The following is a 26,116-nucleotide window of genomic DNA, read 5'->3' on the forward strand; positions in this document are numbered from 1 at the left end:
CGAAAATCGGTCTTTTCTTTCTTCTATGATAAAGTCAGACAACATACCTTATTCGTAACTTTAACGGCAAGTGATAGTCTCTTCCTTCGCCGCATAAACAGCACGTGCTCCACCAATTAGTTTTCCACGTGTTGTTGCCATCGTTACATGTGCACTTCCAATTTCCTTCACACTAGTACGAACCGGAACAGCTACGTGCTTTAAATGCATACCGATAAATGTATCACCAATATCCATTCCCGCATCTGCTTTAATAAACTCAATTACTACCGGATCTTTCAAATTGTGATAAGCATATGTTGCTAATGCACCACCTGCTGATCTAACAGGCGTAACTGTTACAATTTCAAATTGATATTTCATCGCTAACTCTCTCTCAACTACTAAAGCACGATTTAAATGCTCACAACATTGAAACGCCAACTCAATACCTGTTTGTTCTTGAAATTGTTTTAACTCAGAAAAAATCGCCTCTGCTACTTCCATCGTTCCTGATGTTCCAATTCTTTCTCCTAGCACTTCGCTCGTACTACACCCCACTACAAAAATTTGACCACTTTGTAATGAAGCTTGTTCTTGGAAATCAGAAAGCGAAATTTGTAGCTGTTCTCTTACCTTTACGATTTCTGTCATTACGCCTCTTCCTTTCACAGGTTGGTTCACCAAATTATATTTCCTACTGCTTCTAGTTAGAATCTATTACTTTGCTTCGTATGTTTTAATTTTTCCTACGCGGTTTTCGTGACGGCCACCTTCAAATTCAGTTGTTAACCAAATTTTTGCGATGTCACGTGCTAGACCAGCACCAATTACACGCTCGCCCATTGCTAACATGTTTGTATCATTATGCTCTCTTGTTGCTCTCGCACTGAAAGTATCATGAACTAACGCACAACGAATACCATTTACTTTGTTTGCAGCAATTGACATACCGATGCCTGTCCCACAAACTAAAATACCACGGTCTACTTCTCCATTTGCTACCATTTCCGCTGCTGGAAACGCAAAATCAGGGTAATCAACAGAACCAGCTTCACATTCACAACCTAAATCAACATATTCAATATTTAACTCTTCTAATAAACTTACAAGTTCTTTACGGATATTCATACCGCCGTGATCAGATGCTATTACTACTTTCATTTTTACCCCTCCAAAGTTTCAATCCATTATCTTCATTTCTCACTCGCTCCTACGATGGAACGAAGTAATCTCCAATATCGTATTATACACGAAACATCAACCTTCTGAATGTTTTTTCAATAAAGTTTGTACAAGTTTTTCCATCTCTTCTAACGTTTCTTTATAAATAGAAAGCGATCCGCCAAATGGGTCTGAAATATCCTTACTTATCCCCTCAGTTACTCCATATAACGTATCTACTTTCTTTTCAACACCCGGATAATGTCCAAGTACAATTTGTCTATGGTTTTCTGTCATTGTTACTATAATATCTGCCCAATCAATCAAAGTTTCGTTTATCTGCTGTGCGGTATGATCAATTGCAATTCCCTTTTCAGCTAAAGCTTCCTTTGCATGTACCGACGCATCACTTCCAGGATAGGCAAAAACACCAGCAGATTGCACTTCAAACTTACCTTCCCCATGATGACGAAGTAACGCCTCGGCCATCGGGCTACGGCATGTATTTCCAGTGCAAACAAATAATACTCGTTTCATCTAAACCCACCCCTTTTCTCTATTTCCTACCTTTTATCATAGCGTACATTACAATAGAACAAAAGAAATGTGAATATACGAAAGGCGCATTTCTCTTATATTTTTTCTAAGAAAAATGCGCCTTATCCACATATATGTGAAACCCTATTTCCAAGTGCCCAAAGTATTTTACCATACATAAAGAACAGACTACAAAACAAAATAAGGAATCCATTTCATACGAAACGGACTCCCTTCATGTAATAATTATTTCATTGTAACTTTCATTACTTCTGTTGAACCTTTTGTAGCAGTTACACCTACAGTTGTCTTAATAGACTCAGCTGCATCTGTGTTTGTAATAACGATTGGAGTAATTGTGCTTTTCGCTTTTTCACGAATTAATTCTAAATCGAATGAGATTAATTTATCTCCAGCTTTTACAGCTTGTCCTTCAGAAACGTGAGCTTCGAAACCTTCACCTTCCATTTTTACAGTTTCTAATCCAACGTGGATTAAAATTTCTGTACCGTTTTTCGCTTTAATTCCAATCGCATGTTTCGTGTGGAATAATTGTACGATTTCACCATCAACTGGAGATACAACTACACCTTCAGTAGGATCGATTGCAACACCGTCACCCATCATACGACCAGCGAATACTGGATCTGGTACTTCTTCAATATTTTTCACTACTCCAGTTAATGGAGCTACAATTGTTTCTTCATTTGTTTTTGAACCAAGACCGAATAATTTTTTAAACATAGGATAGTCCTCCTTATAATTTACCTAAAAGTTTATAGGGCAATCTCTATTAAAGATCAGAATAAACGTAAGACTTCATACTTCGAATATTATACTGTAAAAACGCTTTCGAAATAAATTACGTCATTGCTACTAGACTCTTATTGTAGCGTCTCACAAAATTCCAGTCAATTCTGATTGTCTGAATAACAATAAGAAGTTAACTTCTACTTATATTTTCTCTTTTTTTACTCAACTTGTCTAGAGGTCTTTACTACATTTTATTTTTTGTCGCTAATTTGTAAAATTAATTTCAAACTTTTTTCGAAATCCACTTGACTAAAGTAAGTAACTATTTTATTATCACTTACGTAAGGTAAGTTAATAACTTTTAGGAGGTTTTCAAAAATGATGGATTTCGGTCTTCTTATTATTCGTCTTATTATAGGTATTACATTCATGGGTCATGGTGCTCAAAAATTATTTGGTTGGTTCGGCGGTTATGGTTTAAAAGGAACAGGCGGCTGGATGGAATCAATCGGTTTACGCCCTGGTGTATTCATGGCATTTATGGCTGGTGCAACTGAATTATTAGGTGGTTTCTTATTCGCATCAGGTATTTTCACTGCAATTGGTTCATTATTTATCGTTGGAACAATGTTAATGGCAATCTTCACTGTTCATGGAAAAAATGGTTACTGGGTAACCCAAAACGGATATGAATACAACTTAATGTTAATCGCAGTTGCGATTGGTGTAGCTTTAATCGGGCCTGGCGCATACGTTTTACTATAATTTTTATCTTGAATCCGAGATTGTTTAGATGGAACTTACTTCAATTATAATGAAGTAAGTTCTTTTTATGTAATAAAAATATTATTTTCAGCAGGAGTTTTCCACTAACATCTTGTAAACAAACAATAAGTCGTCATATTTAGAAAGGGGATTTCAAGCATGTTATCCATTAATCCAAATGAACAAACAGAAAAAGAGAATTACAAATTACTTACAGGAAGTATTATTCCACGCCCTGTCGCATTCGTTACTTCTGTAACAAAAGACGGCGTATTAAATGGAGCACCATATAGTTATTTCAATATTGTCGCTGCTAATCCGCCACTTATCTCAGTTTCTGTACAACGAAAAGCTGGAGAAAGAAAAGACACTTCTCGAAACGCAATTGAAAAAGGGGAATTTGTCGTACATATCTCTGATGAATCATATGTAGCGGCAATTAACGAAACAGCAGCAAATCTCCCGCCAAACGAAAGTGAAATTGAACTAGCAAAATTAACACCAATTGAAAGTGATGTCATCTCCGTTCCAGGTGTAAAAGAAGCAAACATTCGAATGGAATGCGTACTAGAACGCGCAATCCCCCTTGGCGGAACAGAAGACTCACCAGCTTGCGATCTACTAATTGGACGCGTCGTTCGTTTCCACGTCGCAGAACACCTATACGAAAATGGCCGCATTCATGCAGAAGGACTAAAACCAGTAAGCCGCCTAGCAGGACATAACTACGCAAAACTAGGAGAACAATTTGAATTAGTGAGGCCACTCTAAAAGCGGAAGCGGCTCGTTCAGAATCGCAGGGCATTGGAGCTCTCGATCTTGAAGCGTTCTTTGCTTCGAGCGAGAGAGCGAAATGACCGGAGATTCTAGCCGCTGGAGCTGGATAACACCTAAAAGTGGAAGGGGCCCGTTTAGCTCTGACCAGCTAAGGTTCTCTCGCACAAAAGGTGCTTTTTACCTTTCGTGCGGGAGGTTCTTAGATGCGAAGAGCTGGCCACTGGAACTGGATAACATCTAAAAGCGGAAGCGGCTCGTTCAGAATCGCAAGGCATTGGAGCTCTCGATCTTGAAGCGCTTTTTGCCTCGCAGGAAGAAGCGAAGCCACCGACCATTCTAGCTGCTGGAGTTAGATAATATTTAAAAGTGGTAGCAACTCAATTCCTTCCATCACTCAAACATAAAATCCCCTGCTAAATAGCAGGGGATTTTATCATTGTAATTCTTCCTTTTTTTCCTCTAAATTCGGGAATTTCTCTTTTTTCGGTTTCCCAAGCTTAATTACGAAGAAGTATAGAGAAAGCAATGTAATAAGAAAAACAATTAAAAACGGGTATGGAGAATAAAAGGCACGCGCCGCCTCCGTTTTCCCCGCAACAAACTTCAATGACTCAATATCTAAAAACTCAGCAAACATTTGTACACCGAGCATACTAAACCAAAAAACAAAAAAACTAATAATAACACCAAAAACTTGCTTCAATCTCGTCATCCATCTCATCCTTTCTATATGTGTAATTTTTAGCGCAATCAGTATAGTACAAACAAAACTATGCACAGAAAGGAACTATCTTATCATTCACGAATTAATTTAATCCAACCTAAAATTGAAATTTGTAAAATAACACCCCAAATAATAAGTAGTCGTAACCATCTCGGAAAAAAGTTACAAATCGAATATACCATTCCAATAACGTGTTCATAACGCCCTCCCCCTTAAAATTATATAGGAAAAAGGAGATATAATCCAAATCCAACCAAAATGATACCACCTACTATCTCACCATATGTACCGAGCATACCTTTCGCATGCCTACCAATGAGTAAACCAATCCACGCTAATAACATACTAACAAATCCAAAGAGTAATATCGTAATAATTGTCTGTGCCCCGTAAATACCAAGACTAAGCCCTACTGAAAAACTATCTATACTAACACCAAATGCAAATACGAATAAACTAATTCCAATAGGAGCTGTTCTAGTCTCTTCATTCTCTAAAATAGAGGAATACACAATATAAAATCCTAGTCCTATTAATAAAATAGCACCTGCAAAATGTGCAATGTCTCCATACTGCTCTGATAAAAAACGACCTAATACTATCCCAATAAATGGCATGATAATATGAAATATCCCTATCGTCACACCGATATACAGGATTTGTCTTATCTTTAAGGCCATCATTCCCATACCAAGACTTACCGAAAATGCATCCATCCCTAAGGCGAATGCCATAATTATTAAAGGTATTAGCTGTTCAAACGTCATTCATGTCCCTCCTCGGACGTGCTACTTCACAATATGCTTATCCGAGGAGAAATATTCTGTTTGCTAATCGTACCTTATCATTCAGTAATAATATGATGTCCTGCCGCTTTTGTTAAACGATTCATAATCGCGTTTCCTATTCCTTCATTCGGTAACGATTCACTAAAAATAACATCCACTTCACTTGCATCAAACGTTCTAAGTACATCATATAATTTAGTCGCAACGCTAGCTAAATCACTTCGAACACCACATGATAATACAACGTCCGCATTATATATATGGTGATACTCTTCTGTCGTTAATACACCTACTTTGAATCCTTCTTCCTTCTTCTCATCCACAAGGCGCTGAATAAACTCACGTGATCCTTCAACGATACTGAGCGGAGCTTTCGGTGCATAATGTGTATATTTCATTCCAGGTGATTTCGGTTTTTCTTTCTCATCCTTTAAAGCTGGATCTAACGAAACCGTACCAATCACTGCTTCCAATTGTTCTTTCGTAATCCCACCTGGGCGTAAAATCGTTGGAACAGCACTTGTACAATCAATTACAGTTGATTCCACACCTACTCCTGTTGCACCACCATCTACAATACCTGCGATCTTCTCATTTAAATCTTCATATACATGAGATGCTAACGTCGGACTTGGACGACCAGAACGATTCGCACTCGGTGCTGCAACAGGTACATTTGCCTCTTCAATAAGAGCAAGCGCTACTGGATGATCAGGCATCCTCACTCCAACTGTATGAAGTCCTGCCGTCACCTTCTCTGAAATTCCTTCTTTTCTAGGTAAAATAATTGTTAACGGCCCTGGCCAAAAATGCTCCATTAACTTCTCTGCAACTGGTGGAATTTCCTTCACAATCCCATCTAACTGCGATTTTGTCCCGATGTGGACAATAAGTGGATTATCACTCGGTCTTCCTTTTGCTTCAAAAATTTTGGCAATCGCTTCATCATTCATCGCGTTTGCACCTAGTCCATATACTGTTTCTGTCGGGAAGGCAATCGCCTCATTTTCCCTTAATAATTTTGCTGCTTCTTGTAACTGTGGATAATATTTTTTTCTTTCCACAACATTATCCACAACCCACATATTTGTATGCATTTTTTCCCACGTCCTTTTCTACCCTGAAATACTTGTCTATTTTTAGTTTACTATGAGATTTATCCAAAAGACAAACAAGGTTTATCCACAAAATGTGGATAAACCTAATTAATCCGTGGATAACTTTGTGAATAGCTGACAATTTAGTATTATTGCATTTGGCTCTTTTATATTTTTACAAAAGTGTTCTAACTGTCGAATTCCCTCTGGTACGTTTTCTTTCTCTATAGTAACAAAGTCAAAAAACTGAAAGATTGTTATAGATTGTGGATGATTTGTTAGTAAGTACAATTGTCGAATATTTTTTTCTTTCATATACTGCAAAAACATTTCAAAAAAATATAAGAAAGTCTGTTTATCCACATTAGGTGTGAATAAACAAGAACGAATCAGTGCGTTTTCTTCACTTTGTTCATATCCAATGACTGCCCTTATTTCTTCCGCCTCTTCCAAAATCATAAATTGCGCGTACAACTCATTTATTTTATCATCTTTTTTATTAGCTTGTCCGAAAAAAGAATGCAATCTTTCCACATCTGCTTTCGTCGCAAAATATACCTTCTTCATAATAAATCCCTCCTCTTTTTTATATATGAGAAGGGATTTACGAATAGTACTATTTAGAGAATAAAGATGTAAAAGCTTCTACAATAAATAACTTAACTTCTGGCTCTTCTTCTTCCTCTTCTACTTTTACATACTCATTTTGTTTTTCTTGTTTTTGCTCCACAGGTTTCTCCACTTTTTCCACAGTTTTTGTTTCCTCTTTACTTACAGGTTGTTCTTCTACTTTTGTTTCATTTTTTACTACTTTCTTTTCAGAAGCTGTTACTTTTGTTGCGACTTCCTGCTTTACAACTTTCTTTTCTTTCACCTCATCCTCCTTTTTCTCTTCTGTATCTACTACCTCTTCATCATCTATTTGTTTTACTTGCTCCTCTTCTGGAGATTCAGCCTTCACAACATGTTCTTCTTTCCTTACAGCTGTACCACTTGAAAAATCTAAGAAACACATCGGTGGAAATAATACACACCACCAGTTTGCCCCTTCCCCTTCCCCAATTGTAATTAAAACTGCTTCATATTCCCCTGCCGGATAAATAAAATTCCCATATACCTTTGTAGGAAACTTTACATTTTTACTGAATTTCACTTGGAATGAATCTTTGCTTCCTTCTTTTTTCAACGTATTTGCCACTGTTTTTTCGATTTCTGGAATATGATTTTGAATGACTTTGCGCGCTTCTTCAAATGAAGTTAAATCAGCTACCCATCCATCAATTTGTGCTTTTACTTCATCACGCACTTTGCGCTTTAACGCCTGATCTTTATCTGAATCACTATTTGCTAAAATACGTAATCGAACGGCCTCTTTCGGAATAACTGAAGGCCCTTTCGCATCAGCTTTCATATATCCAAACTGCACAAGTAACTGTGCACCAATTAATAATAGAAGAAGATAAGCAATAACTTGTTTTTTCATTTCCTCCACCGTCCCTTCTACAAACAGTGTGGACAGACTTTCATCTTTCTAAACTATTAAATTCAAAATCTATATGAATTTTTCCACAAAAAAATAGAGTAAGGTGTAATCCTTACTCCATTTCTGCAAATACCATACGATCTTTCCCATTAATATCAAAAACAACCTCAACATGAGCATGTGGAAAAGCTTGTTGTAACAGCCCTTTCACGTCCTCACCTTGTCCTACTCCAATTTCAAATGCTACAATTGCTTTCTTCTGCAACACATTCGGCAACTCTTCCATAAAGCGGCGATAGAAATCTAATCCGTCTTCACCACCAACAAGCGCTCTCTTTGGTTCATACTCTTTCACCACAGGAGAAAGACCACGCCAATCTTCTTCCGGTATATATGGAGGATTTGAAACAACAACATCTAACTTTTGACCCGTTTCATAAAATGGTGATAATAAATCACCATGATAGAACGTTACTTCTGCGCCCAAAGTTTTCGCATTTTCTTTTGCAACTTCAATTGACTCCTGTGCAATATCTACCGTATATACATGAAGATTTTTATTTTCTAAAGCAAGCGTAATCGAAATCGCCCCGCTACCCGTACCGATATCCGCTACATGTAGTTTCTCATCACCAAAATGGCGCTCGATTCTTTCTAACACTCCCACTATAAGCTCTTCAGTTTCCGGTCTTGGTATTAATACTTCTTCATTCACAAAGAACGATCTTCCATAAAACATTTCATGACCAATCATATATTGAATCGGAATACCTTCTACATGCTTGTGGATAAACTCTGTAAAACTTGTTTCTTGTTCCGCAGTTATTTCTTCACGCATGTTCATCAATAATCCTGTTCTATTCGTCTTTAATACATGACAAAGGACAATTTCTCCCGCATTTTCATCTCGCCCATTCTCCTGTAAAAAAGAAGAAGCCCATTTCAGGGCTTCATAGACACGCATTACTCAGCTGCCTCCATCCTTTGAGCCTGATCTTCCATCACTAAGGCATTGATGAAATCATCTAACTTACCTTGTAAGATTTGATCTAGCTTTTGAATCGTTAAACCGATTCGATGGTCTGTAACACGGTTTTGCGGGAAGTTATACGTACGAATACGCTCTGAACGATCACCCGTACCAACAGCTTGTTTACGGTTTTGATCATACTCAGCTTGTGCTTCTTGTCTAAACTTATCATAAACACGTGCGCGTAATACTTTCATCGCTTTTTCTTTATTCTTAATTTGTGATTTCTCATCCTGACACGATACAACTACACCAGTCGGTAAATGCGTTAAACGTACCGCTGACATCGTTGTATTAACGCTCTGTCCACCAGGTCCACTAGAAGCGAATGTATCAACACGAACATCTTTCTCATGAATATCAATTTCTACTTCTTCTGCCTCTGGTAATACAGCTACAGTTGCTGTAGATGTATGAATACGTCCACCAGATTCCGTTTCAGGAACACGTTGTACACGGTGAGCGCCATTCTCAAATTTCAACTTCGCGAAAGCACCTTTACCGTTAATCATAAAGATAATCTCTTTATATCCACCTAACTCTGTATAGCTAGCCTCGATAATCTCCGTTTTCCAACCTTGTACCTCAGCGTAACGGCTATACATACGGTATAAATCACCAGCAAATAAAGCAGCCTCGTCACCACCGGCAGCTCCACGAACCTCAACGATAACGTTCTTATCATCGTTAGGATCTTTTGGTACAAGTAAAATTTTCAGACGCTCTGATAATGTTTTTTCTTGTGATTCTAGCTCAGAAACCTCTTCTTTTACCATTTCACGCATTTCTGCGTCTAACTTATCTTCTAACATTGCTTTCGCATCTTTTAATTGCTCACGAACATCCTTATACTCACGATACACCTCTACCGTTTCCTGTATATCAGACTGTTCCTTTGAATATTCACGAAGCTTATTTGAATCACTAATAATTGCTGGGTCGCTTAGCAATTCATTTAACTTCTCATAACGATTTTCTACAGCTTGCAAACGATCTAACACATCATTCACCTCTACATCCTAGTATCTAATACAAATAGTATATGGTACTTACTCAAAAAAACGCAAATTATATTTAAAAGTGGCGGTGGCTCGTTCAGCTCTGACCAGCTAAGGTTCTTTCGACCTAAAGGTGCTTTTTACCTTTCGGGCGGAAGGTTCTTAGGTGCGAAGAGCTAGCCACCAGAACTAGATATATTTAAAAGCGGAAGCGGCTTGCTCAGAATCGCAGGCCATTGGAACTCTCGATCTTGAAGCGCTTTTTGCTTCAAGCGAGAGAGTGAAATGGCTGGAGATTCTAGCCGCTGAAGCTAGATAATATACTTAAAAGTGGCGGTGGCTCGTACCACTCACACTCTCTATTCTGAAAAAAACCCGCCTTGCACAGCGAGTTTTACTTATCTTTGTTTGTAGGAACTGCATGACAATGACGACAGCGTGGTTCATACGATTCTGAAGCCCCAACTAAAATAATTGGATCATCAAATGCCGCTGGTTCTCCATCAATTAATCGTTGTGTACGACTTGCCGGAGATCCACATGCAGAACATACAGCTTGTAGTTTTGTTACATGTTCAGCAATCGCCATCAGCTGAGGAACTTGTCCAAATGGTAGACCACGGAAATCTTGGTCTAAACCAGCTACAATGACACGATAGCCACGATTTGCCAATACTTGCACCACTTCCACAATGTCCCCATCAAAGAATTGCACTTCATCAATTGCAATTACATCCATTTCTTCAGTGATATGTTTAAATATATCTTTTGAAGCTGAAACAGGAACTGCTTTTACCTTTAATCCGTTATGTGATACAACGTCTTCTTCACTATAGCGATTATCAATACATGGTTTAAATACAATTGCATGTTGTTTCGCAAATTGCGTACGACGAACACGGCGGATAAGCTCTTCTGATTTACCAGAAAACATACTACCGCAAATCACTTCAATCCAACCGTTCTGATTTATTAAGTACATGAAGCTCTCCTTTCATCTACTTTTTAATTAAAAGTAGGGTAAAGGTATAATATTTTCGCAAAAAAAACAGACAAGCGAATAGATACACTTGCCTGTTTTATGTTTTTATTACTTAAGACCGTATTTCTTATTGAAGCGGTCAACGCGTCCGTCTGCAGTAGCAAACTTCTGACGTCCAGTGTAGAATGGGTGAGAATCAGAACTGATCTCAACTTTTAGTAATGGATAAGTGTTACCATCTTCCCACTCAACAGTTTCGTTAGATCCTTTAGTAGATCCGCTTAAGAATTTGAAGCCTGTGTTTGTGTCCATGAATACAACTTTCTTGTAATCTGGGTGAATTCCTGCTTTCATTCTTTTCATCTCCTTCCGCCCTGAATCATTTTCGAAACAGAGTTTTTCATCTTCAGCTGCATACACAACTATATTGATGAAACACATATGATGAAATTATAACAAGGCTAACTTCATTTTGCAACTACCTGTTTTTGTCTTTTTAATTTTAAAAGCAGAAGCGGCTCGCTCAGAATCGCAGGGCATTGGAACTCTCGACCTTGAAGCGCTTTTTGCTTCGAGCGAGAGAGTGAAATGACCGGAGATTCTTCCACGCATCTCTCTTTAACATCACCTAAAAAACATAAAAAACTCGCTTACCACAAAATAAGCGAGTCCCAATCTTTTCCCTTTACTTAGTTGTTACATATCTTTTTGAATCTGCAACAATGTTTTGTAAAAATTCTTCATTTGTCTTTGTTTGACGAAGTTTACGTAAGAAACTTTCAACAAAGTCTGGTGTATCACGCATTGTTTTACGAATACCCCACAGCTTGTCTAAATGTTCTTTCGGAATTAATAGATCCTCTTTACGTGTACCAGAACGGCGAATATCAATTGCCGGGAAGATACGACGCTCAGCTAATGAACGATCTAAGTGAAGTTCCATATTTCCAGTTCCTTTAAATTCTTCGTAAATTACATCATCCATACGGGATCCTGTATCAACAAGCGCTGTTGCTAAAATAGTTAAGCTACCGCCTTCTTCAATATTACGTGCAGCTCCAAAGAAGCGCTTCGGTCTATGGAAGGCAGCTGGGTCGATACCACCCGATAATGTTCTACCACTTGGCGGAATAACAAGGTTGTAAGCTCGCGCTAAACGGGTAATACTATCCATTAAAATGATAACATCTTTTTTGTGCTCTACAAGACGCATTGCACGTTCTAACACAAGTTCCGCTACTTTAATATGATTTTCTGGTACTTCATCAAAAGTAGAGCTTACAACATCTCCTTTAACAGAACGTTCAATGTCTGTTACTTCCTCTGGACGCTCATCAATTAAAAGTACAATTAATTCAGCTTCCGGATGATTTGTTGTAACACTGTGCGCGATTTCTTTTAATAGACTTGTTTTACCAGCCTTTGGAGGCGCGACAATTAAACCACGTTGTCCAAATCCAACTGGTGCAATTAAATCCATGATGCGTGTCGGTAACTTTTTCGGTTCCGTTTCCAATTTCATTTGGCGATCTGGGTATAATGGTGTTAATGCAGGGAAATGCACACGCTCTTTTGCTGACTCTGGATCATCTCCGTTTACAGCTTCAACTTGTAATAATCCAAAGTAGCGTTCATTTTCTTTCGGAGGTCGTACTTTACCAGAAACTTTATCTCCATTACGTAAATCGAAACGACGAATTTGCGAAGCTGAGATATAAATATCTTCTGAGCTTGGAGAGTAGTTGATAGGACGTAGGAATCCAAATCCTTCTGATTGAATAATTTCTAATACGCCTTCCATGAAGAAGAAACCTTCTTTTTCTGCTCGAGCTTTTAAAATGGCGAAGATTAACTCTTTTTTCGTTAATTTGCTATAATACGAAATCTTAAATTCTTTCGCAAGCTCGTATAACTCTTTTAATTTCATGTTTTCTAATGCTGCAATTGACAAATTCATTCAGACACCACACTTTAACGTTATTCTCTTTTCACATGGGTAAAGGGAAAAAATACGGAAGGCAAATAATTAATAATGAAAGGCAATAAGTTCAAGTAGGGTAATATTCACTATTGTAACCCTTTTATCTAGTTTTAATCAATACGTTGAAACACAAATACAAGAAGCGAAGACAAGAAAATTTGTCTTCGCTTTTTATTTAATCTAGTTCCAGCGGCTAGAATGGTTGGTGGCTTCATTTCTTCCTACCATTCTGAACGAGCTGCTTACGCTTTTTACTTAATCCAGCTCCGGTCATTTCACTCTCTCACTCGAAGCAAAGAGCGCTTCAAGGTCGAGAGTTCTAAATAGCCTGCGATTCTGAACGAGCCGCTTACACTTTTTATTTAATAACCAAGTTCGGTTTTTTATTTAAGCTATGACGTCCGTCTACGAAGCGTACTGTGCCTGATTTTGCACGCATAACAAGAGATTGTGTTGTTCCTACGCTACCTTTAAATTGAACGCCGCGTAATAGTTCTCCGTCTGTTACACCTGTTGCTGCAAAGATTGCATCGTCACCTTTTACTAAGTCCTCCATGCGAAGGATGCGGTTGATGTCTTCTATGCCCATCTTTTTGCAACGCGCCAATTCAGCTTCGTTTTGTGGTAATAGCTTTCCGTGAATTTCGCCACCTAAACATTTTAATGCAACTGCTGCTAATACACCCTCAGGCGCACCACCAGATCCGAATAAAATATCTACACCTGTACGATCAAATGCAGTATTAATTGCACCTGCTACGTCTCCATCATTAATCAATTTAATACGAGCACCAGCTTTACGAATTTCTTCAATAATCGCTTGATGACGTGGACGGTTTAAAACTGTCGCTACAACATCTTCAATATCCTTGTTTTTCGCTTTCGCAACTGCACGTAAGTTATCGATAATAGGCGCATCAATATCGACCGCCCCAACCGCTTCTGGGCCAACCGCGATTTTATCCATGTACATGTCAGGAGCATGTAACAAATTACCGTGATCTGCAATTGCAATAACAGCAAGAGCATTCCATCCACCAGCTGCTACAATGTTTGTCCCTTCTAAAGGATCAACTGCAACGTCTACACGTGGACCATATCCTGTACCTAATTTTTCTCCGATATATAGCATTGGTGCTTCATCCATTTCACCTTCACCAATTACAACTGTACCTTTCATCGGAATTGTATCAAATACATCACGCATAGCTGATGTTGCTGCACCGTCTGCCTCATCCTTTTTCCCGCGTCCCATCCAACGCGCTGATGATAAAGCTGCAGCCTCTGTTACACGTACTAACTCCATAGATAAACTTCTTTCCACGATAATCCCTCTCCTTTAAGTCTTTATATTTCTGCCGTATTTTGTGAACCGTGTTTTTTCTATAAAGTGTACTTCCGCAAGTAGTGATGCTTCGCTTCCCCCTTGCGGAAGTATCACTTATGCGTTCTTCATTTCTTCAATTTCTTGCTTTGTCATTTGTTCTCGCCAAATGTTTGCACCAAGCCCTTTAAGCTTGTCTACTATATTTTCATAACCTCGATCAATATGCTCAAGTCCGGTTACTTCTGTAATTCCATCCGCCATTAATCCTGCGATAACAAGTGCTGCTCCAGCTCGCAAATCACTCGCTTTCACTTTTGCACCTTGCAATAAAACAGGACCAGTTACGATAGCTGATCGACCTTCTACTTTAATTTGTGCATTCATACGACGTAATTCATCAATATGTTTAAAACGTGCACCATAAATCGTATCCGTTACAACACCCGTTCCATGCGCCTTTGTTAAAAGTGTTGTAAACGGCTGTTGTAAGTCTGTTGGGAAACCTGGATATACAAGCGTTTTTATATCAACTACTTTTAATCTTCTATCACCGTTCACTGTAATCTGGTCATCATTCGTTTCAACCTGGACACCAGCTTCTCGGAGCTTCGCCGTAACTGACTCTAAGTGCTGAGGAATAACATTATCAACTGTTACTTCTCCTCCTGATGCAGCACCTAAAATCATATACGTACCCGCTTCAATACGATCTGGAATGATCGTATGATGACAACCGTGCAATGAATCCACACCATCAATTCGGATTACATCTGTACCAGCACCTTTAATACGTGCTCCCATGCTAGTTAACAGTGTAGCTACATCAATAATCTCTGGTTCTTTCGCTGCGTTTTCAATAACAGTTCTACCTTTCGCTCGTACAGCTGCTAGCATAATATTAATCGTAGCTCCTACACTAACAACATCTAAATAAATACGAGCCCCGCGTAGTTCATCTGCTCTTAAATAGATAGCACCTTGTTCATTCGTAACATGTGCACCTAACGCTTCAAACCCTTTAATATGCTGATCAATTGGCCTCGGTCCTAAGTGACATCCACCTGGAAGCCCAATAACAGCTTTTTTAAAACGGCCAAGCATCGCACCCATTAAATAATAAGAAGCACGCAATTTTTTCACTTTTCCGTTTGGTAAAGGCATTGCAACCATGTTAGAAGGATCGACTACCATCTCTTCCTCCTGTCCATACGTTACTCTTCCTCCAATTTCCTCTAGTAAGTCTCCTAACATTTTCACGTCCGAAATATTAGGGACACCACCAATAGTTACTGGAGTATCTGCTAAAATTGTCGCTGGAATTAATGCAACGGCGCTGTTCTTTGCACCACTCACGCGAATTGTTCCATTTAAAGCTCTTCCGCCTTCAATTAGCAATTTTTCCATATTGAGCTCCCTTCTTGTGAATGTATTTACTTTCTATATTTTTATAGAAAGCTCCCCCTTAAGAATCTCAATTACTTTTCCATCCCAAAACTCAATAAATAGGAAACCATTATCTTCACTTCTCCTGTCATACAAAAAGATAAAGATTAACTATGTATCGAATTTACTTTATCAATTTAGATACGTTATCACATTTATTAATAGGACTCTGCACATTATTTTCTATTTCAAAAACAAAATGATAAAATCTTTAGACTTGTTCACGCTTTCATTATACAACGAAAGGAAACCGTCTAAAAGAGTAGACGGTTTCCAAAACGGAATTTTATTCTTACGCTTTACCGTTAGAACCGAATTCGCGAATTTTACCAATAACAGTAGCTTTGATAGCGTCGCGGCCAGGTCCGATAAATTTACGAGGATCGTAAACTTCTTGGTCTTTGTTTAATACTTCACGAACAGCTTTTGTAAACTCGATTTGGTTCTCAGTGTTTACGTTGATTTTTGAAGTACCTAAAGAGATAGCTTTTTCGATATCAGCAGTTGGGATACCAGTACCACCGTGTAATACTAAAGGTACACCAGTGAAGTCACGAACTTGTTCCATTTCAGCGAATCCTAAGTTAGGCTCACCTTTGTAAGGACCGTGTACAGAACCTAAAGCTGGAGCTAGGCAATCGATACCTGTTGCTTCAACAAGGTGCTTACACTCAGCTGGGTCAGCGTAAATTACGCCTTCAGCGATTACGTCGTCTTCTTGTCCGCCAACTGTTCCAAGCTCAGCTTCAACAGATACGTTACGAGCGTGTGCGTATTCTACTACTTTTTTAGTAGTTTCTACGTTTTCTTCGAATGGGTGGTGAGAAGCGTCGATCATTACAGATGTGAAACCTGCATCGATTGCTTCTTTACATTTTTCGAAGCTTGAACCATGGTCAAGGTGAATCGCTACAGGAACAGTGATGTTCATTTCTTCGATTAAAGCTTTAACCATAGCTACAACTGTTTTGAAACCAGTCATATGACGAGCTGCACCCTCAGATACACCTAGGATTACAGGAGATTTTTCTTCTTCCGCAGCAGCTAAGATAGCTTGAGTCCACTCTAAGTTGTTCATGTTGAATTGACCAACTGCGTATTTTCCTTCTAGTGCTTTGTTTAGCATTTCTTTCATAGAAACTAAAGGCATGGTGAATCCTCCTAAAAAACGTTTTTTGTATCCGATAAGTTCTTATCGCTGGTAGTATGACCAGAATAAGGTAAAATATGTATATCTACGTACCGGACTTTTTTCTACACTCAATAGGATAACAACTTGTACTCAAAAACTCAACCGTATTCACCTGCACAATAGTCCATGTAAACGCTTTTTTCCATATTTTTTATAAAAAATTCATTTTTAAGCCTCTACAGCGAGCTCATTTCTCACCGCTTGACGAATTTCATCAATATCAAATGGTTTAGCAAAATGCATTAAAGCACCTAAATCTTTTGCTTCTTGGATCATATCAAGCTCACCATAAGCAGTCATTAAAATCACTTTAATACTCTCATCAATTTCTTTTACATGCTTTAAAATCTCTATACCATCCATACCTGGAATTTTCATATCTAACACAACTAAATCTGGATTATCTTTTTTCACGATATCTAAAGCTTGAAATCCATTCGCTGCTTGGAATGTCTGATAACCTTCTTTTTGGAACACTTCATGTAATAACACACGAATGCCATATTGATCATCAACGATTAAAATTTTCCCTTCCATAACTCCCAACCTTTCTGTGTAAATACAAGATTTAAAGCTTCTTATATCTTAACGATTTATTTTCGCTATTTCTTGCCAAATTCCTTCCTATTCTTTCTTATTTTACCGTTTCCTATTTTTTTATGCCACCATTCGATTTCACCTTTCTAAAAAAATAAACTATAATGAAAGCCGGTAAACACGTACGAAGGGAGTAACATTATGCTAAAAATTTTTTCAACCCAATTAAGTGGTTATTTCTCCAGAGTTTCTCAAAAAGAGGAAATGAATATAGAAGATAGCGCCCGTCTACTTGCTCAAGCATTAGTTGGCGAAGGTTTCATTTATTTACATGGTACAAATGAAATGGACGGCATTGTTGCTGAAGCACTATTCGGCGCTGAACCAATGAAGCAAGCAAAACGATTATTTGAAAATGGGAAAGAAGTAGAAGTAACTTCTGCAGATCGTGTACTTCTTATTAGCCGTTTTTCAACAGATGAAGAAGTTGTAGCAATAGCAAAAAAACTTCAAGCAGATGGACACTCTATTGTCGGCATCTCTGCTATTCAAGAAGGTACTGAATCACTAGAACAATATACAGATGTACATATTGATACAAAGCTGTTAAAAGGTCTTATTCCAGACGATGAAGGTAATCGCTACGGATTCCCAAGCTTAATGATAGCTTTATTTGCATATCACGGTATCAAATTTACAATCGATGAAATGTTAAATGAATATTAAAAAAAGCGCCCTATTTCAGGCGCTTTTTTTATTACTTGCTCTCTTTATTCGTAATAGAAGCTTTTACAAAGTCATGGAACAATGGTTGTGGACGGTTTGGACGAGAAACTAGTTCTGGGTGGAACTGTGCTGCCACGAACCAAGGGTGATCTTTTAATTCAATGATTTCAACTAGACGGCCGTCTGGGCTTGTACCAGAGAATACAAATCCTGCTTTTTCCATATCCGGACGGAATTGATTGTTGAACTCATAACGATGACGATGACGCTCATATACAACCGGCTCATTGTAAGCATTGTAAGCATTTGTTTCTTCAGAAAGCTTACATGGGTATAAACCAAGACGAAGTGTACCACCTAAGTCTTCTACATCTTTTTGTTCTGGTAATAAGTCAATGATTGCATAAGGTGTGTCAGGATTAATTTCAGAAGAGTTAGCTCCTTCTAATCCTAATACGTTACGTGCGAATTCGATTGATGCAAGTTGCATACCTAAGCAAATTCCTAAGAATGGAACTTTGTTTTCACGAGCATATTGAATTGCAACGATTTTACCTTCTACACCACGATCGCCGAAGCCACCTGGTACAAGGATACCATCTGTGTCTCCTACTAATTCTTGTACGTTCTCTGCTGTTACGTGCTCAGCATTTACCCATTTCACTTCTACATCTGTGTCGAAAGAGTAACCTGCATGACGAAGTGCTTCGACAACAGAAATGTATGCATCTTGAAGCTCTACGTATTTACCAACAAGAGCGATTTTTGTTTTCTTAGAAAGGTTACGCACTTTTTCAACTAGCGCAGTCCACTCTGTCATATCTGCAGCTGGATTGTCTAATTTTAAGTGATCGCAAACGATTTGGTCCATATTTTGCTCTTGAAGAGATAATGGAACCGCATATAAAGTATCTGCATCGCGTGCTTCAATAACTGCTTTTGTATCAATGTCACAGAATAATGCAAGCTTGTCTTTCATATCTTGAGAAACAGGCATTTCTGTACGAACAACGATAATATTTGGTTGAATACCTAAGCTGCGAAGCTCTTTAACGCTATGTTGCGTTGGTTTTGTTTTCATTTCACCCGCTGCTTTTAAGTACGGGATTAACGTACAGTGAATGTACATTACATTGTCACGACCGATGTCGCTCTTAATTTGACGGATTGCTTCTAAGAATGGTAGAGACTCGATGTCACCAACAGTTCCACCAATTTCTGTAATAACAACATCCGCGTTTGTTTCGCGACCAGAACGGTATACGCGCTCTTTAATTTCGTTAGTAATGTGAGGAATAACTTGAACTGTTCCTCCTAGGTATTCACCGCGACGCTCTTTTTGAAGAACTGAAGAGTAAATTTTACCTGTTGTTACGTTGCTGTATTTGTTTAAGTTAATGTCGATGAAACGCTCATAGTGACCAAGGTCTAAGTCAGTTTCTGCGCCATCATCTGTTACGAACACCTCACCGTGTTGGTATGGGCTCATAGTCCCTGGGTCTACGTTAATGTATGGATCAAATTTTTGAATCGTTACGTTTAGACCACGATTTTTTAAAAGTCGTCCAAGAGATGCTGCTGTAATACCTTTACCTAAAGACGATACTACACCGCCTGTTACAAAAATATACTTAGTCATGAAAAAGCTCCCTTCTATTTTGCTGTTATATAATCACCGTTGCAAAGCGCAACGTATGTAGATAACACTGTATCCATCTTATTGTTAGACTCTTTTTATTTTCTAAACAAAAAACAAAAAAGAAAATTGCTCCCCTCATCACATAAAGTAATAAGTAGGGAGCAATTTTCTTTTATATTTACACTTTAAAAGTATTATCGTCCTTTTTTAAAGAGCCCAAAAATGATTCTACATGGACGATAATGAAAAGTCAAGAACTACAGTTCTTCCTCTTCTTCTTCTTCAGTTTCATCATACTCAAGTTCTTCTTCGGCGAAGTCGTCTTCATCTTCATCTAAATCATCAAGATCATCGTCATCTCCGTCTTCATCTTCAAGAACCTTGTCCAAATCTTCTACATCATCATCTTCGTCTTCAGTTACGTCTGCATCGTCGAAGTCTTCATCTTCTTCAATGTAGTCGTCAAAACCGTCGTCTTCAACTTTACGTTTCTTCTTCGGTTTTGGTTGAGGCAAGATTTCTTCATCAATTTGCTCGTATGGGTACCAGCTGCGTAGCCCCCAACGATTTTCTCCTAAATTAATGAAACGTCCATCAATGTTTAAGTCTGTATAAAATTGTGCGAGTTTCGCATTAACTTGCTCTTGAGATAGTCCCAGCACTTGAGCGATTTCTTGAACCAACTCATTGAATGTCGTTGCTTGTCTTTTATCCCCTAAAACGCTATGTACAACTTCAATCATTGAACATTCTTTTAGCTCTTCTGGTGAATATTGCTTAAAATCCACTTATGCGGCACTTCCTTTCATCAAATATAACCTTATATATAACGGCCTGCTTAAAAAAATCCATACTATTCATTATAAACAAAAGTCGCACAAATATGCTACAAAAAAAACGGGAAACTTTTATAGGGTAATAAATTTATAATTTGTCCATTCCTTATTTCGGAAGCATATGAGCCCCTTGCAATACATACCTAATTTGCATTTCTGTATATTCCTCGAGCGTATATAGCTTTTGCAACGCCCAACGTCTAAATCCCCACATCTGTCCTTGTATAAAAATATTATGCGCAAGAAGCTGTATTTCTTTTTTATTTAATGTAAATGTGCCATTTTCCGTACACTGTTCTAAAATATTCTCAAACATTCCTACCATTTGAAACTCCTTTTCTAATACATACGGGAGTGATTCTTTCGGTAAAAAGCGTACCTCTTGATACATGATTAATACTTCTTCCTGCAATTCGTCCATCACTTTAAAATAATTCGTTATTGCTATCTTTAAACTTTCTACACTTCCTTTTTCTGTACAAACTACTTCCTCTAATCTTTCTTTTACATGTTCATAAATACTATCACAAACTAAATACAAAACATCATCTTTTGTACGGATGTATTCATAAAGTGTTCCAATACTAAACCCAGCAGCCTTTGCAATCTCTCTCGTTGTTGTACGCGGAAATCCTTTTTGCTTAAACAATTGCACCGCACCTTTAATCATTTGTTCACGTCTTAACGCGACTAATTTTTCATCTTTCACTGATGCGTGCACATTATGTTTAACCATCCCCTTCACCCCTCTATTATTTTTTGGAAGGAAAAAGCGTAGGAAAATACCTACGCCTTCGATCCTACTTCGTTAACATACGAGAAATTACGAGCCTTTGAATCTCTTGTGTTCCTTCATATATTTGTGTAATCTTTGCATCTCGCATATAACGCTCTACTGGATAATCTTTCGTATAACCGTAACCACCAAATACTTGTACCGCTTCAGTCGTCACCTTCATCGCTGCATCACCTGCAAATACTTTTGACATCGCTGACTCTTTCCCATACGGAAGCCCTTCCGATTCAAGCCAAGCTGCTTGGTATGTTAGAAGGCGCGCTGCCTCCACATCCGTTGCCATATCTGCAAGTTTAAAGCCAATCCCTTGTTGCGCCGCAATTGGCTTCCCAAACTGATGGCGCTCTCTTGCATATTCTACGGAAGCATCTAAAGCCCCTTGTGCAATACCGACCGCTTGCGCTGCAATACCGTTACGCCCCCCATCTAATGTTTGCATCGCTATCTTAAATCCTTGTCCTTCTTCCCCTAGTAAATTCTCTACAGGAATGCGGCAATCTTCGAACATAATTTCAGTTGTTGGTGAAGAGCGAATCCCTAACTTACTTTCCTTCTTCCCAACTGAGAATCCTGGTGCATCACTTTCCACAATAAACGCGCTCGTGCCACGCTGCTTCGATTCAAGATCAGTTAACGCGAAAACAACATAAATGTCGGCAATACCGCCATTTGTAATAAATATTTTCGATCCATTTAAAACGTAATGGTCTCCATCTCTTTTGGCGATTGTCTTCATTCCACCAGCATCCGATCCAGATCCTGGCTCCGTTAACCCGTATGCACCAATTTTCTTTCCTTCAGCCATCGGTCGTAAAAACGTTTGCTTTTGCTCTTCAGTTCCAAATTTAAAAATTGGCCAACCAGCAAGTGAAGTATGTGCAGACAATGTTACACCTGTAGAAGCACATACACGCGATAATTCTTCAATAGCAATTACATACGCCAAGTAATCGCTTCCAATTCCGCCGTATTCTTCAGGCCACGGAATTCCGGTTAAACCAAGCTCTGCCATTTGATCAAATAGTGCACGATCAAATCTCTCTTCTTCATCACGCTCGGCTGCTGTTGGTGCTACTTCGTTCTTAGCAAAATCCCGAACCATTTTTCTTATCATTTCATGTTCTTCTGATAGTTTAAAATGCATGTCCGTCTCCCCCTTGTGCTTTTATAAAGCTCGGCTAATAACAAGTTTCTGTATTTCACTCGTTCCTTCATATATTTGCGTGATTTTCGCATCACGGAAAAATCTTTCTACTGGATAGTCTTTCGTATAACCGTAACCACCAAATACTTGCACCGCCTCAATCGCAACTTCAACAGCTGTTTTAGAAGCGAATAATTTCGCAATAGATGCTTCCTTACCACATGGTAATCCTTGCGCTCTTAGCGATGCCGCCCTATATACGAGTAATCGCGCCGCTTCTACACTAGTAGCCATATCGGCAAGTTTGAAGCCAATCCCTTGCTGCGCCGCAATTGGTTTTCCGAATTGCTCACGTTCTTTCGCATAATCAATTGCACATGCAAGCGCCGCTTCAGCAATTCCTAGTGCTTGCGCTCCAATTCCAATTCGTCCAACATCTAAATTCGCCATCGCAACCTTAAATCCTTGTCCTTCTTCACCAAGTAAATTCTCAGCCGGCACTTTCATATCCTCGAACGTAAGTTGTACCGTGCGAGAACCGAGAAGTCCCATTTTATGCTCATCTTTTCCAATAATTAAGCCTGGTGTATCTTTCTCTACTATAAATGCAGAAATCCCACTTTTTCCTGCCTCTGGATTTGTAGAAGCGAATACAATGTATGTACTTGCTTCACCGCCATTTGTAATAAATACTTTCGACCCATTAATAATGTAGTGATCGCCTTTCCTTACAGCTCTTGATTTCAAACTCCCTGCATCTGATCCTGCATTAGGTTCTGTTAATGCAAATGCGCCTAAATATTCACCAGTCGCAAGTTTAGAAACATATTTCTCTTTCTGTTCTTCTGTTCCAAAATATAAAATTGGGTTCATCCCAACTGACGTATGTACAGCTAAAATTACACCAACTGTTGCGCTTACCTTTGAAATTTCTTCAATCGCTAAAATGTAAGAGATAAAATCCATTTCTGAACCGCCGTATTTTGCAGGCGCTGGAATTCCCATTAATCCAAGCTCACCCATCTTCTGCAAAATCTCTTTTGGGAACACCCCTTGTTCCATACTAGGAACAAAGGGAGCTATTTCCTTCTGCGCAAAATCTCGAACCATTTTCCTCATCATCTGTTGCTCTTCATTAAAACGAAAATTCATATACCCCGCCTCCATTTGCTATATATCCTTTTAACAATTTGGTAAGACCACTATTTTGTAACAAAGGGGAATTTATTCGTAAACGTAGAAACCACGACCTGTTTTACGTCCTAACCATCCTGCATTTACGTACTTGCGTAGCAATGGACATGGGCGATATTTACTATCACCTAAGCCTTCATGCAACACTTCCATAATGTATAAACATGTATCTAAACCGATAAAATCAGCGAGCGTTAAAGGGCCCATCGGGTGATTCATACCAAGTTTCATTACTTCATCAATCGCTTCTTTCGTCGCTACACCTTCATATAACGTATAGATCGCTTCGTTAATCATCGGTAATAAAATACGGTTCGATACAAATCCTGGGAAATCATTCACTTCAACTGGTACTTTCCCAATCTTCTTCGTAATATCTTCAATTGTTTCGTATACCGCATCATCTGTAGCCAAACCACGAATGATTTCAACAAGTTTCATAACCGGAACGGGATTCATAAAGTGCATACCGATTACTTTTTCCGGGCGCTTCGTTACTGCGGCAATTTCTGTAATTGGCAAGGATGACGTATTCGTCGCTAAAATTGCGTGTTCTGGAGCAATTTCATCTAGATTCGCAAAGATTTTCTTTTTAATATCCATTTTCTCAACAGCTGCTTCAATAATAAGATCCGCTTCCTTCACACAATCTAAATCAAGCGTTACTGTAAGACGATTTAAAGTTGCTTCTTTTTCTTCTTCCTTCATGCGTCCTTTTTCTACTTGGCGCGCTAAGTTTTTCGTAATGATAGCCAATCCTCTATCTAATTGCTCTTGTTTTAAATCTTGTACCTTCACGTCATATCCTGCCATTGCACATACTTGCGCAATTCCTGACCCCATTTGTCCTGCACCAATTACAACAATTTTTTGTACACCCATTTCTTCTTCCCCCTTAATTTTTAATAAACTATATATCTTCTAATCTTAATTAGTGAACTTCAATCATCACTGCATCGCCTTGACCGCCACCACTACAAATCGAAGCAATTCCAATTCCACCGCCGCGTTGCTTAAGTGCATGGATTAATGTAACGATAATGCGCGCTCCGCTTGCTCCAATCGGGTGTCCCATCGCCACTGCGCCGCCATTTACATTCAATTTTTCTGGGTCAATTCCTGCGATTTCTGTACTTGCAATTGCTACCGCTGCAAATGCTTCATTAATCTCAAATAAATCGATGTCTTCAATTTTCTTTCCTGTTTTTTCAAGCAATGCGTTAATTGCATAACCTGGCGTCCTCGGGAAATCTTTAGACTCCACTGCAATTGCTGTATGTGCCAAAATTGTCGCTAACGGCTTTCTTCCTTCTTGCTTCGCTCTGTCTTCGCTCATTAATACAAGTGCAGCGCCACCATCGTTTAGCCCTGGTGCATTACCAGCTGTCACCGTAGCTGTCTTATCAAATACAGGTTTTAATTTTGCTAGTTTTTCAATTGTTGTATCTTCACGCGGCGCCTCATCCTTTGCAACGACAATAGGATCGCCTTTTCTTTGTGGAATCGTTACTGGCACGATTTCCTCTTCAAAACGTCCTTTTTTATGCGCTGAAACTGCACGCTGATGGCTACGATATGCCCATTCATCTTGCGCTTCGCGAGAAATTCCATCCTCCTTCGCAACTTCTCCGCCATAAACACCCATGTGTATACCTGAAAATGCGCATGTTAAACCGTCAGCAACGTTTAAATCAATGACTTCGTTGTTACCCATTCTGTATCCCCATCTTGCTCCTCGTAAAATGTAAGGACTGTTACTCATCGACTCCATACCACCAGCTACAATTAGTGATTGATCGCCAGTACGAATAATTTGATCCGCTAAAGTCACCGCACGAAGCCCTGATGCACAAACTTTATTGACAGTTTCCGTCTGCACTTCCCAAGGGATTCCAGCAGCCCTTGCAGCTTGGCGTGATGGAATTTGTCCCTGTCCACCTTGAATAACCGTTCCGAATATAACTTCCTCAACATCACTAGCTGAAACATTCGCTCTTTCAAGCGCTGCTTTAATTGCGATTCCTCCAAGTTCTGTTGCTTTTACATCTTTTAAAGATCCTCCAAATTTCCCCACCGGTGTTCTTGCAGCACTTAAAATAACTGTTTTACTCATGTTTCTTTCCCCCATTTCTTTTTTTAGCACCGAGCGCTTGCTCGGCATTGTTACGCTGAGAAGAGGTGCAATGATTGCACCTCTCTCTAAAGTTGTATTCATGCTTGCAGA

28 protein-coding genes are annotated in these 26,116 nt (G+C 38.8%); 3 read left to right on the plus strand and 25 right to left on the minus strand.

From position 1 onward, the window contains the following. Positions 1-60: 60 nt before the first annotated feature. The 4 genes from AC0L0O_RS23915 to AC0L0O_RS23930 form a co-directional block, all read right to left on the minus strand. Positions 61-633, minus strand: coding sequence for a TIGR01440 family protein (locus AC0L0O_RS23915; RefSeq protein ID WP_000136366.1), 573 nt, complete (start codon positions 631-633; stop codon positions 61-63). 66 nt (positions 634-699) lie between these two features. Further along, positions 700-1,143, minus strand: a complete 444-nt coding sequence (rpiB, locus tag AC0L0O_RS23920) for a ribose 5-phosphate isomerase B (protein WP_098945372.1) — start codon at positions 1,141-1,143, stop codon at positions 700-702. Between the two features lie 96 nt (positions 1,144-1,239). Next, complete coding sequence (locus tag AC0L0O_RS23925; RefSeq protein ID WP_000832355.1) at positions 1,240-1,680, minus strand: low molecular weight protein arginine phosphatase; 441 nt, start codon at positions 1,678-1,680, stop codon at positions 1,240-1,242. A 246-nt stretch (positions 1,681-1,926) separates the two neighbouring features. Next, a complete protein-coding gene (locus AC0L0O_RS23930; protein ID WP_473786152.1) occupies positions 1,927-2,424 on the minus strand; it encodes a PTS sugar transporter subunit IIA in 498 nt (165 codons plus the stop codon). 387 nt (positions 2,425-2,811) lie between these two features. Here AC0L0O_RS23930 and AC0L0O_RS23935 point away from each other — a divergent pair, with 387 nt between their 5' ends. After that, the gene (locus AC0L0O_RS23935) at positions 2,812-3,198 is read left to right on the plus strand and encodes a DoxX family protein (RefSeq protein ID WP_000968618.1); all 387 of its coding nucleotides are present in this window, start codon (positions 2,812-2,814) and stop codon (positions 3,196-3,198) included. Positions 3,199-3,357: 159 nt separating this feature from the next. Continuing rightward, entirely contained in the window at positions 3,358-3,969 is a 612-nt protein-coding gene (locus AC0L0O_RS23940; RefSeq protein ID WP_000949069.1) for a flavin reductase family protein, read from the plus strand. Between the two features lie 439 nt (positions 3,970-4,408). Here the strand turns inward: AC0L0O_RS23940 and AC0L0O_RS23945 are convergent, their stop codons facing one another. The 14 genes from AC0L0O_RS23945 to spo0F all read right to left on the minus strand — a co-directional run bounded on the left by AC0L0O_RS23945 (position 4,409) and on the right by spo0F (position 17,557). Continuing rightward, on the minus strand, positions 4,409-4,687 hold the full coding sequence (locus AC0L0O_RS23945; RefSeq protein WP_000197486.1) for a DUF3935 domain-containing protein: 279 nt from the start codon (positions 4,685-4,687) through the stop codon (positions 4,409-4,411). 230 nt (positions 4,688-4,917) lie between these two features. After that, entirely contained in the window at positions 4,918-5,466 is a 549-nt protein-coding gene (locus AC0L0O_RS23950) for a manganese efflux pump MntP (protein WP_473786153.1), read from the minus strand. A 77-nt stretch (positions 5,467-5,543) separates the two neighbouring features. Continuing rightward, positions 5,544-6,584, minus strand: a complete 1,041-nt coding sequence (locus AC0L0O_RS23955) for an L-threonylcarbamoyladenylate synthase (protein WP_473786154.1) — start codon at positions 6,582-6,584, stop codon at positions 5,544-5,546. Between the two features lie 108 nt (positions 6,585-6,692). Beyond that, complete coding sequence (locus AC0L0O_RS23960) at positions 6,693-7,151, minus strand: GNAT family N-acetyltransferase (RefSeq protein WP_000758435.1); 459 nt, start codon at positions 7,149-7,151, stop codon at positions 6,693-6,695. Between the two features lie 49 nt (positions 7,152-7,200). Next, a complete protein-coding gene (gene spoIIR / locus AC0L0O_RS23965; protein WP_042988832.1) occupies positions 7,201-8,067 on the minus strand; it encodes a stage II sporulation protein R in 867 nt (288 codons plus the stop codon). A gap of 112 nt (positions 8,068-8,179) precedes the next feature. Next, a complete protein-coding gene (gene prmC, locus AC0L0O_RS23970) occupies positions 8,180-9,031 on the minus strand; it encodes a peptide chain release factor N(5)-glutamine methyltransferase (RefSeq protein WP_428889157.1) in 852 nt (283 codons plus the stop codon). Further along, the gene (prfA, locus tag AC0L0O_RS23975) at positions 9,031-10,098 is read right to left on the minus strand and encodes a peptide chain release factor 1 (protein WP_000887065.1); all 1,068 of its coding nucleotides are present in this window, start codon (positions 10,096-10,098) and stop codon (positions 9,031-9,033) included. Before prfA ends, prmC begins: the two co-directional genes overlap by 1 nt. A 391-nt stretch (positions 10,099-10,489) precedes the next feature. Beyond that, positions 10,490-11,077 (minus strand): thymidine kinase, encoded by a 588-nt coding sequence (locus tag AC0L0O_RS23980; protein ID WP_000280867.1) that lies wholly within the window; start codon positions 11,075-11,077, stop codon positions 10,490-10,492. A gap of 108 nt (positions 11,078-11,185) precedes the next feature. After that, on the minus strand, positions 11,186-11,431 hold the full coding sequence (locus AC0L0O_RS23985; protein ID WP_000643433.1) for a type B 50S ribosomal protein L31: 246 nt from the start codon (positions 11,429-11,431) through the stop codon (positions 11,186-11,188). Between the two features lie 331 nt (positions 11,432-11,762). After that, positions 11,763-13,034: a transcription termination factor Rho gene (gene rho, locus AC0L0O_RS23990; RefSeq protein WP_001053899.1), complete on the minus strand. Its 1,272-nt coding sequence runs from the start codon at positions 13,032-13,034 to the stop codon at positions 11,763-11,765. A gap of 382 nt (positions 13,035-13,416) precedes the next feature. Next, on the minus strand, positions 13,417-14,382 hold the full coding sequence (gene glpX / locus AC0L0O_RS23995; protein WP_000442336.1) for a class II fructose-bisphosphatase: 966 nt from the start codon (positions 14,380-14,382) through the stop codon (positions 13,417-13,419). 117 nt (positions 14,383-14,499) lie between these two features. Beyond that, positions 14,500-15,789 (minus strand): UDP-N-acetylglucosamine 1-carboxyvinyltransferase, encoded by a 1,290-nt coding sequence (gene murA / locus AC0L0O_RS24000; RefSeq protein ID WP_000413260.1) that lies wholly within the window; start codon positions 15,787-15,789, stop codon positions 14,500-14,502. Positions 15,790-16,120: 331 nt separating this feature from the next. Next, positions 16,121-16,978, minus strand: a complete 858-nt coding sequence (locus tag AC0L0O_RS24005) for a class II fructose-bisphosphate aldolase (RefSeq protein WP_001131850.1) — start codon at positions 16,976-16,978, stop codon at positions 16,121-16,123. A gap of 210 nt (positions 16,979-17,188) precedes the next feature. Beyond that, positions 17,189-17,557, minus strand: coding sequence for a sporulation initiation phosphotransferase Spo0F (spo0F, locus tag AC0L0O_RS24010; protein WP_000398594.1), 369 nt, complete (start codon positions 17,555-17,557; stop codon positions 17,189-17,191). A 201-nt stretch (positions 17,558-17,758) separates the two neighbouring features. Between spo0F and AC0L0O_RS24015 the strand changes: the two genes are divergently transcribed. Then, complete coding sequence (locus AC0L0O_RS24015; RefSeq protein WP_000912417.1) at positions 17,759-18,283, plus strand: DUF2529 domain-containing protein; 525 nt, start codon at positions 17,759-17,761, stop codon at positions 18,281-18,283. Positions 18,284-18,314: 31 nt separating this feature from the next. Here the strand turns inward: AC0L0O_RS24015 and pyrG are convergent, their stop codons facing one another. The 7 genes from pyrG to AC0L0O_RS24050 all read right to left on the minus strand — a co-directional run bounded on the left by pyrG (position 18,315) and on the right by AC0L0O_RS24050 (position 26,107). After that, the gene (gene pyrG / locus AC0L0O_RS24020; RefSeq protein WP_000170455.1) at positions 18,315-19,922 is read right to left on the minus strand and encodes a CTP synthase; all 1,608 of its coding nucleotides are present in this window, start codon (positions 19,920-19,922) and stop codon (positions 18,315-18,317) included. A 257-nt stretch (positions 19,923-20,179) separates the two neighbouring features. Continuing rightward, complete coding sequence (gene rpoE, locus AC0L0O_RS24025) at positions 20,180-20,710, minus strand: DNA-directed RNA polymerase subunit delta (protein ID WP_070171519.1); 531 nt, start codon at positions 20,708-20,710, stop codon at positions 20,180-20,182. A gap of 154 nt (positions 20,711-20,864) precedes the next feature. Further along, positions 20,865-21,494 carry a TetR/AcrR family transcriptional regulator gene (locus tag AC0L0O_RS24030; protein ID WP_000238605.1) on the minus strand — a complete coding sequence of 210 codons (630 nt, stop codon included), beginning with the start codon at positions 21,492-21,494 and terminating at the stop codon, positions 20,865-20,867. A 64-nt stretch (positions 21,495-21,558) separates the two neighbouring features. Further along, positions 21,559-22,698, minus strand: a complete 1,140-nt coding sequence (gene acdA / locus AC0L0O_RS24035) for an acyl-CoA dehydrogenase AcdA (RefSeq protein ID WP_428889156.1) — start codon at positions 22,696-22,698, stop codon at positions 21,559-21,561. Positions 22,699-22,719: 21 nt separating this feature from the next. Further along, positions 22,720-23,850, minus strand: a complete 1,131-nt coding sequence (locus AC0L0O_RS24040) for an acyl-CoA dehydrogenase (protein ID WP_428889155.1) — start codon at positions 23,848-23,850, stop codon at positions 22,720-22,722. A gap of 72 nt (positions 23,851-23,922) precedes the next feature. After that, positions 23,923-24,774, minus strand: coding sequence for a 3-hydroxybutyryl-CoA dehydrogenase (locus AC0L0O_RS24045; RefSeq protein ID WP_000538860.1), 852 nt, complete (start codon positions 24,772-24,774; stop codon positions 23,923-23,925). Between the two features lie 49 nt (positions 24,775-24,823). Then, positions 24,824-26,107 carry an acetyl-CoA C-acetyltransferase gene (locus AC0L0O_RS24050; protein WP_428889154.1) on the minus strand — a complete coding sequence of 428 codons (1,284 nt, stop codon included), beginning with the start codon at positions 26,105-26,107 and terminating at the stop codon, positions 24,824-24,826. Positions 26,108-26,116: the final 9 nt, after the last annotated feature.

It is taken from the genome of Bacillus sp. GS3m_15504 (assembly GCF_055825275.1).

What these genes read in the sequence shown, in the direction of transcription:
- AC0L0O_RS23915 (WP_000136366.1), bottom strand. Translation starts at nt 633, where the DNA reads ATGACAGAAATCGTAAAGGTAAGAGAACAGCTACAAATTTCGCTTTCT.
- rpiB (WP_098945372.1), bottom strand. Translation starts at nt 1,143, where the DNA reads ATGAAAGTAGTAATAGCATCTGATCACGGCGGTATGAATATCCGTAAA.
- AC0L0O_RS23925 (WP_000832355.1), bottom strand. Translation starts at nt 1,680, where the DNA reads ATGAAACGAGTATTATTTGTTTGCACTGGAAATACATGCCGTAGCCCG.
- AC0L0O_RS23930 (WP_473786152.1), bottom strand. Translation starts at nt 2,424, where the DNA reads ATGTTTAAAAAATTATTCGGTCTTGGTTCAAAAACAAATGAAGAAACA.
- AC0L0O_RS23935 (WP_000968618.1), top strand. Translation starts at nt 2,812, where the DNA reads ATGATGGATTTCGGTCTTCTTATTATTCGTCTTATTATAGGTATTACA.
- AC0L0O_RS23940 (WP_000949069.1), top strand. Translation starts at nt 3,358, where the DNA reads ATGTTATCCATTAATCCAAATGAACAAACAGAAAAAGAGAATTACAAA.
- AC0L0O_RS23945 (WP_000197486.1), bottom strand. Translation starts at nt 4,687, where the DNA reads ATGACGAGATTGAAGCAAGTTTTTGGTGTTATTATTAGTTTTTTTGTT.
- AC0L0O_RS23950 (WP_473786153.1), bottom strand. Translation starts at nt 5,466, where the DNA reads ATGACGTTTGAACAGCTAATACCTTTAATAATTATGGCATTCGCCTTA.
- AC0L0O_RS23955 (WP_473786154.1), bottom strand. Translation starts at nt 6,584, where the DNA reads ATGCATACAAATATGTGGGTTGTGGATAATGTTGTGGAAAGAAAAAAA.
- AC0L0O_RS23960 (WP_000758435.1), bottom strand. Translation starts at nt 7,151, where the DNA reads ATGAAGAAGGTATATTTTGCGACGAAAGCAGATGTGGAAAGATTGCAT.
- spoIIR (WP_042988832.1), bottom strand. Translation starts at nt 8,067, where the DNA reads ATGAAAAAACAAGTTATTGCTTATCTTCTTCTATTATTAATTGGTGCA.
- prmC (WP_428889157.1), bottom strand. Translation starts at nt 9,031, where the DNA reads ATGCGTGTCTATGAAGCCCTGAAATGGGCTTCTTCTTTTTTACAGGAG.
- AC0L0O_RS23980 (WP_000280867.1), bottom strand. Translation starts at nt 11,077, where the DNA reads ATGTACTTAATAAATCAGAACGGTTGGATTGAAGTGATTTGCGGTAGT.
- AC0L0O_RS23985 (WP_000643433.1), bottom strand. Translation starts at nt 11,431, where the DNA reads ATGAAAGCAGGAATTCACCCAGATTACAAGAAAGTTGTATTCATGGAC.
- rho (WP_001053899.1), bottom strand. Translation starts at nt 13,034, where the DNA reads ATGAATTTGTCAATTGCAGCATTAGAAAACATGAAATTAAAAGAGTTA.
- murA (WP_000413260.1), bottom strand. Translation starts at nt 15,789, where the DNA reads ATGGAAAAATTGCTAATTGAAGGCGGAAGAGCTTTAAATGGAACAATT.
- AC0L0O_RS24005 (WP_001131850.1), bottom strand. Translation starts at nt 16,978, where the DNA reads ATGCCTTTAGTTTCTATGAAAGAAATGCTAAACAAAGCACTAGAAGGA.
- spo0F (WP_000398594.1), bottom strand. Translation starts at nt 17,557, where the DNA reads ATGGAAGGGAAAATTTTAATCGTTGATGATCAATATGGCATTCGTGTG.
- AC0L0O_RS24015 (WP_000912417.1), top strand. Translation starts at nt 17,759, where the DNA reads ATGCTAAAAATTTTTTCAACCCAATTAAGTGGTTATTTCTCCAGAGTT.
- pyrG (WP_000170455.1), bottom strand. Translation starts at nt 19,922, where the DNA reads ATGACTAAGTATATTTTTGTAACAGGCGGTGTAGTATCGTCTTTAGGT.
- AC0L0O_RS24030 (WP_000238605.1), bottom strand. Translation starts at nt 21,494, where the DNA reads ATGGTTAAACATAATGTGCACGCATCAGTGAAAGATGAAAAATTAGTC.
- acdA (WP_428889156.1), bottom strand. Translation starts at nt 22,698, where the DNA reads ATGCATTTTAAACTATCAGAAGAACATGAAATGATAAGAAAAATGGTT.
- AC0L0O_RS24040 (WP_428889155.1), bottom strand. Translation starts at nt 23,850, where the DNA reads ATGAATTTTCGTTTTAATGAAGAGCAACAGATGATGAGGAAAATGGTT.
- AC0L0O_RS24045 (WP_000538860.1), bottom strand. Translation starts at nt 24,774, where the DNA reads ATGGGTGTACAAAAAATTGTTGTAATTGGTGCAGGACAAATGGGGTCA.
- AC0L0O_RS24050 (WP_428889154.1), bottom strand. Translation starts at nt 26,107, where the DNA reads ATGAATACAACTTTAGAGAGAGGTGCAATCATTGCACCTCTTCTCAGC.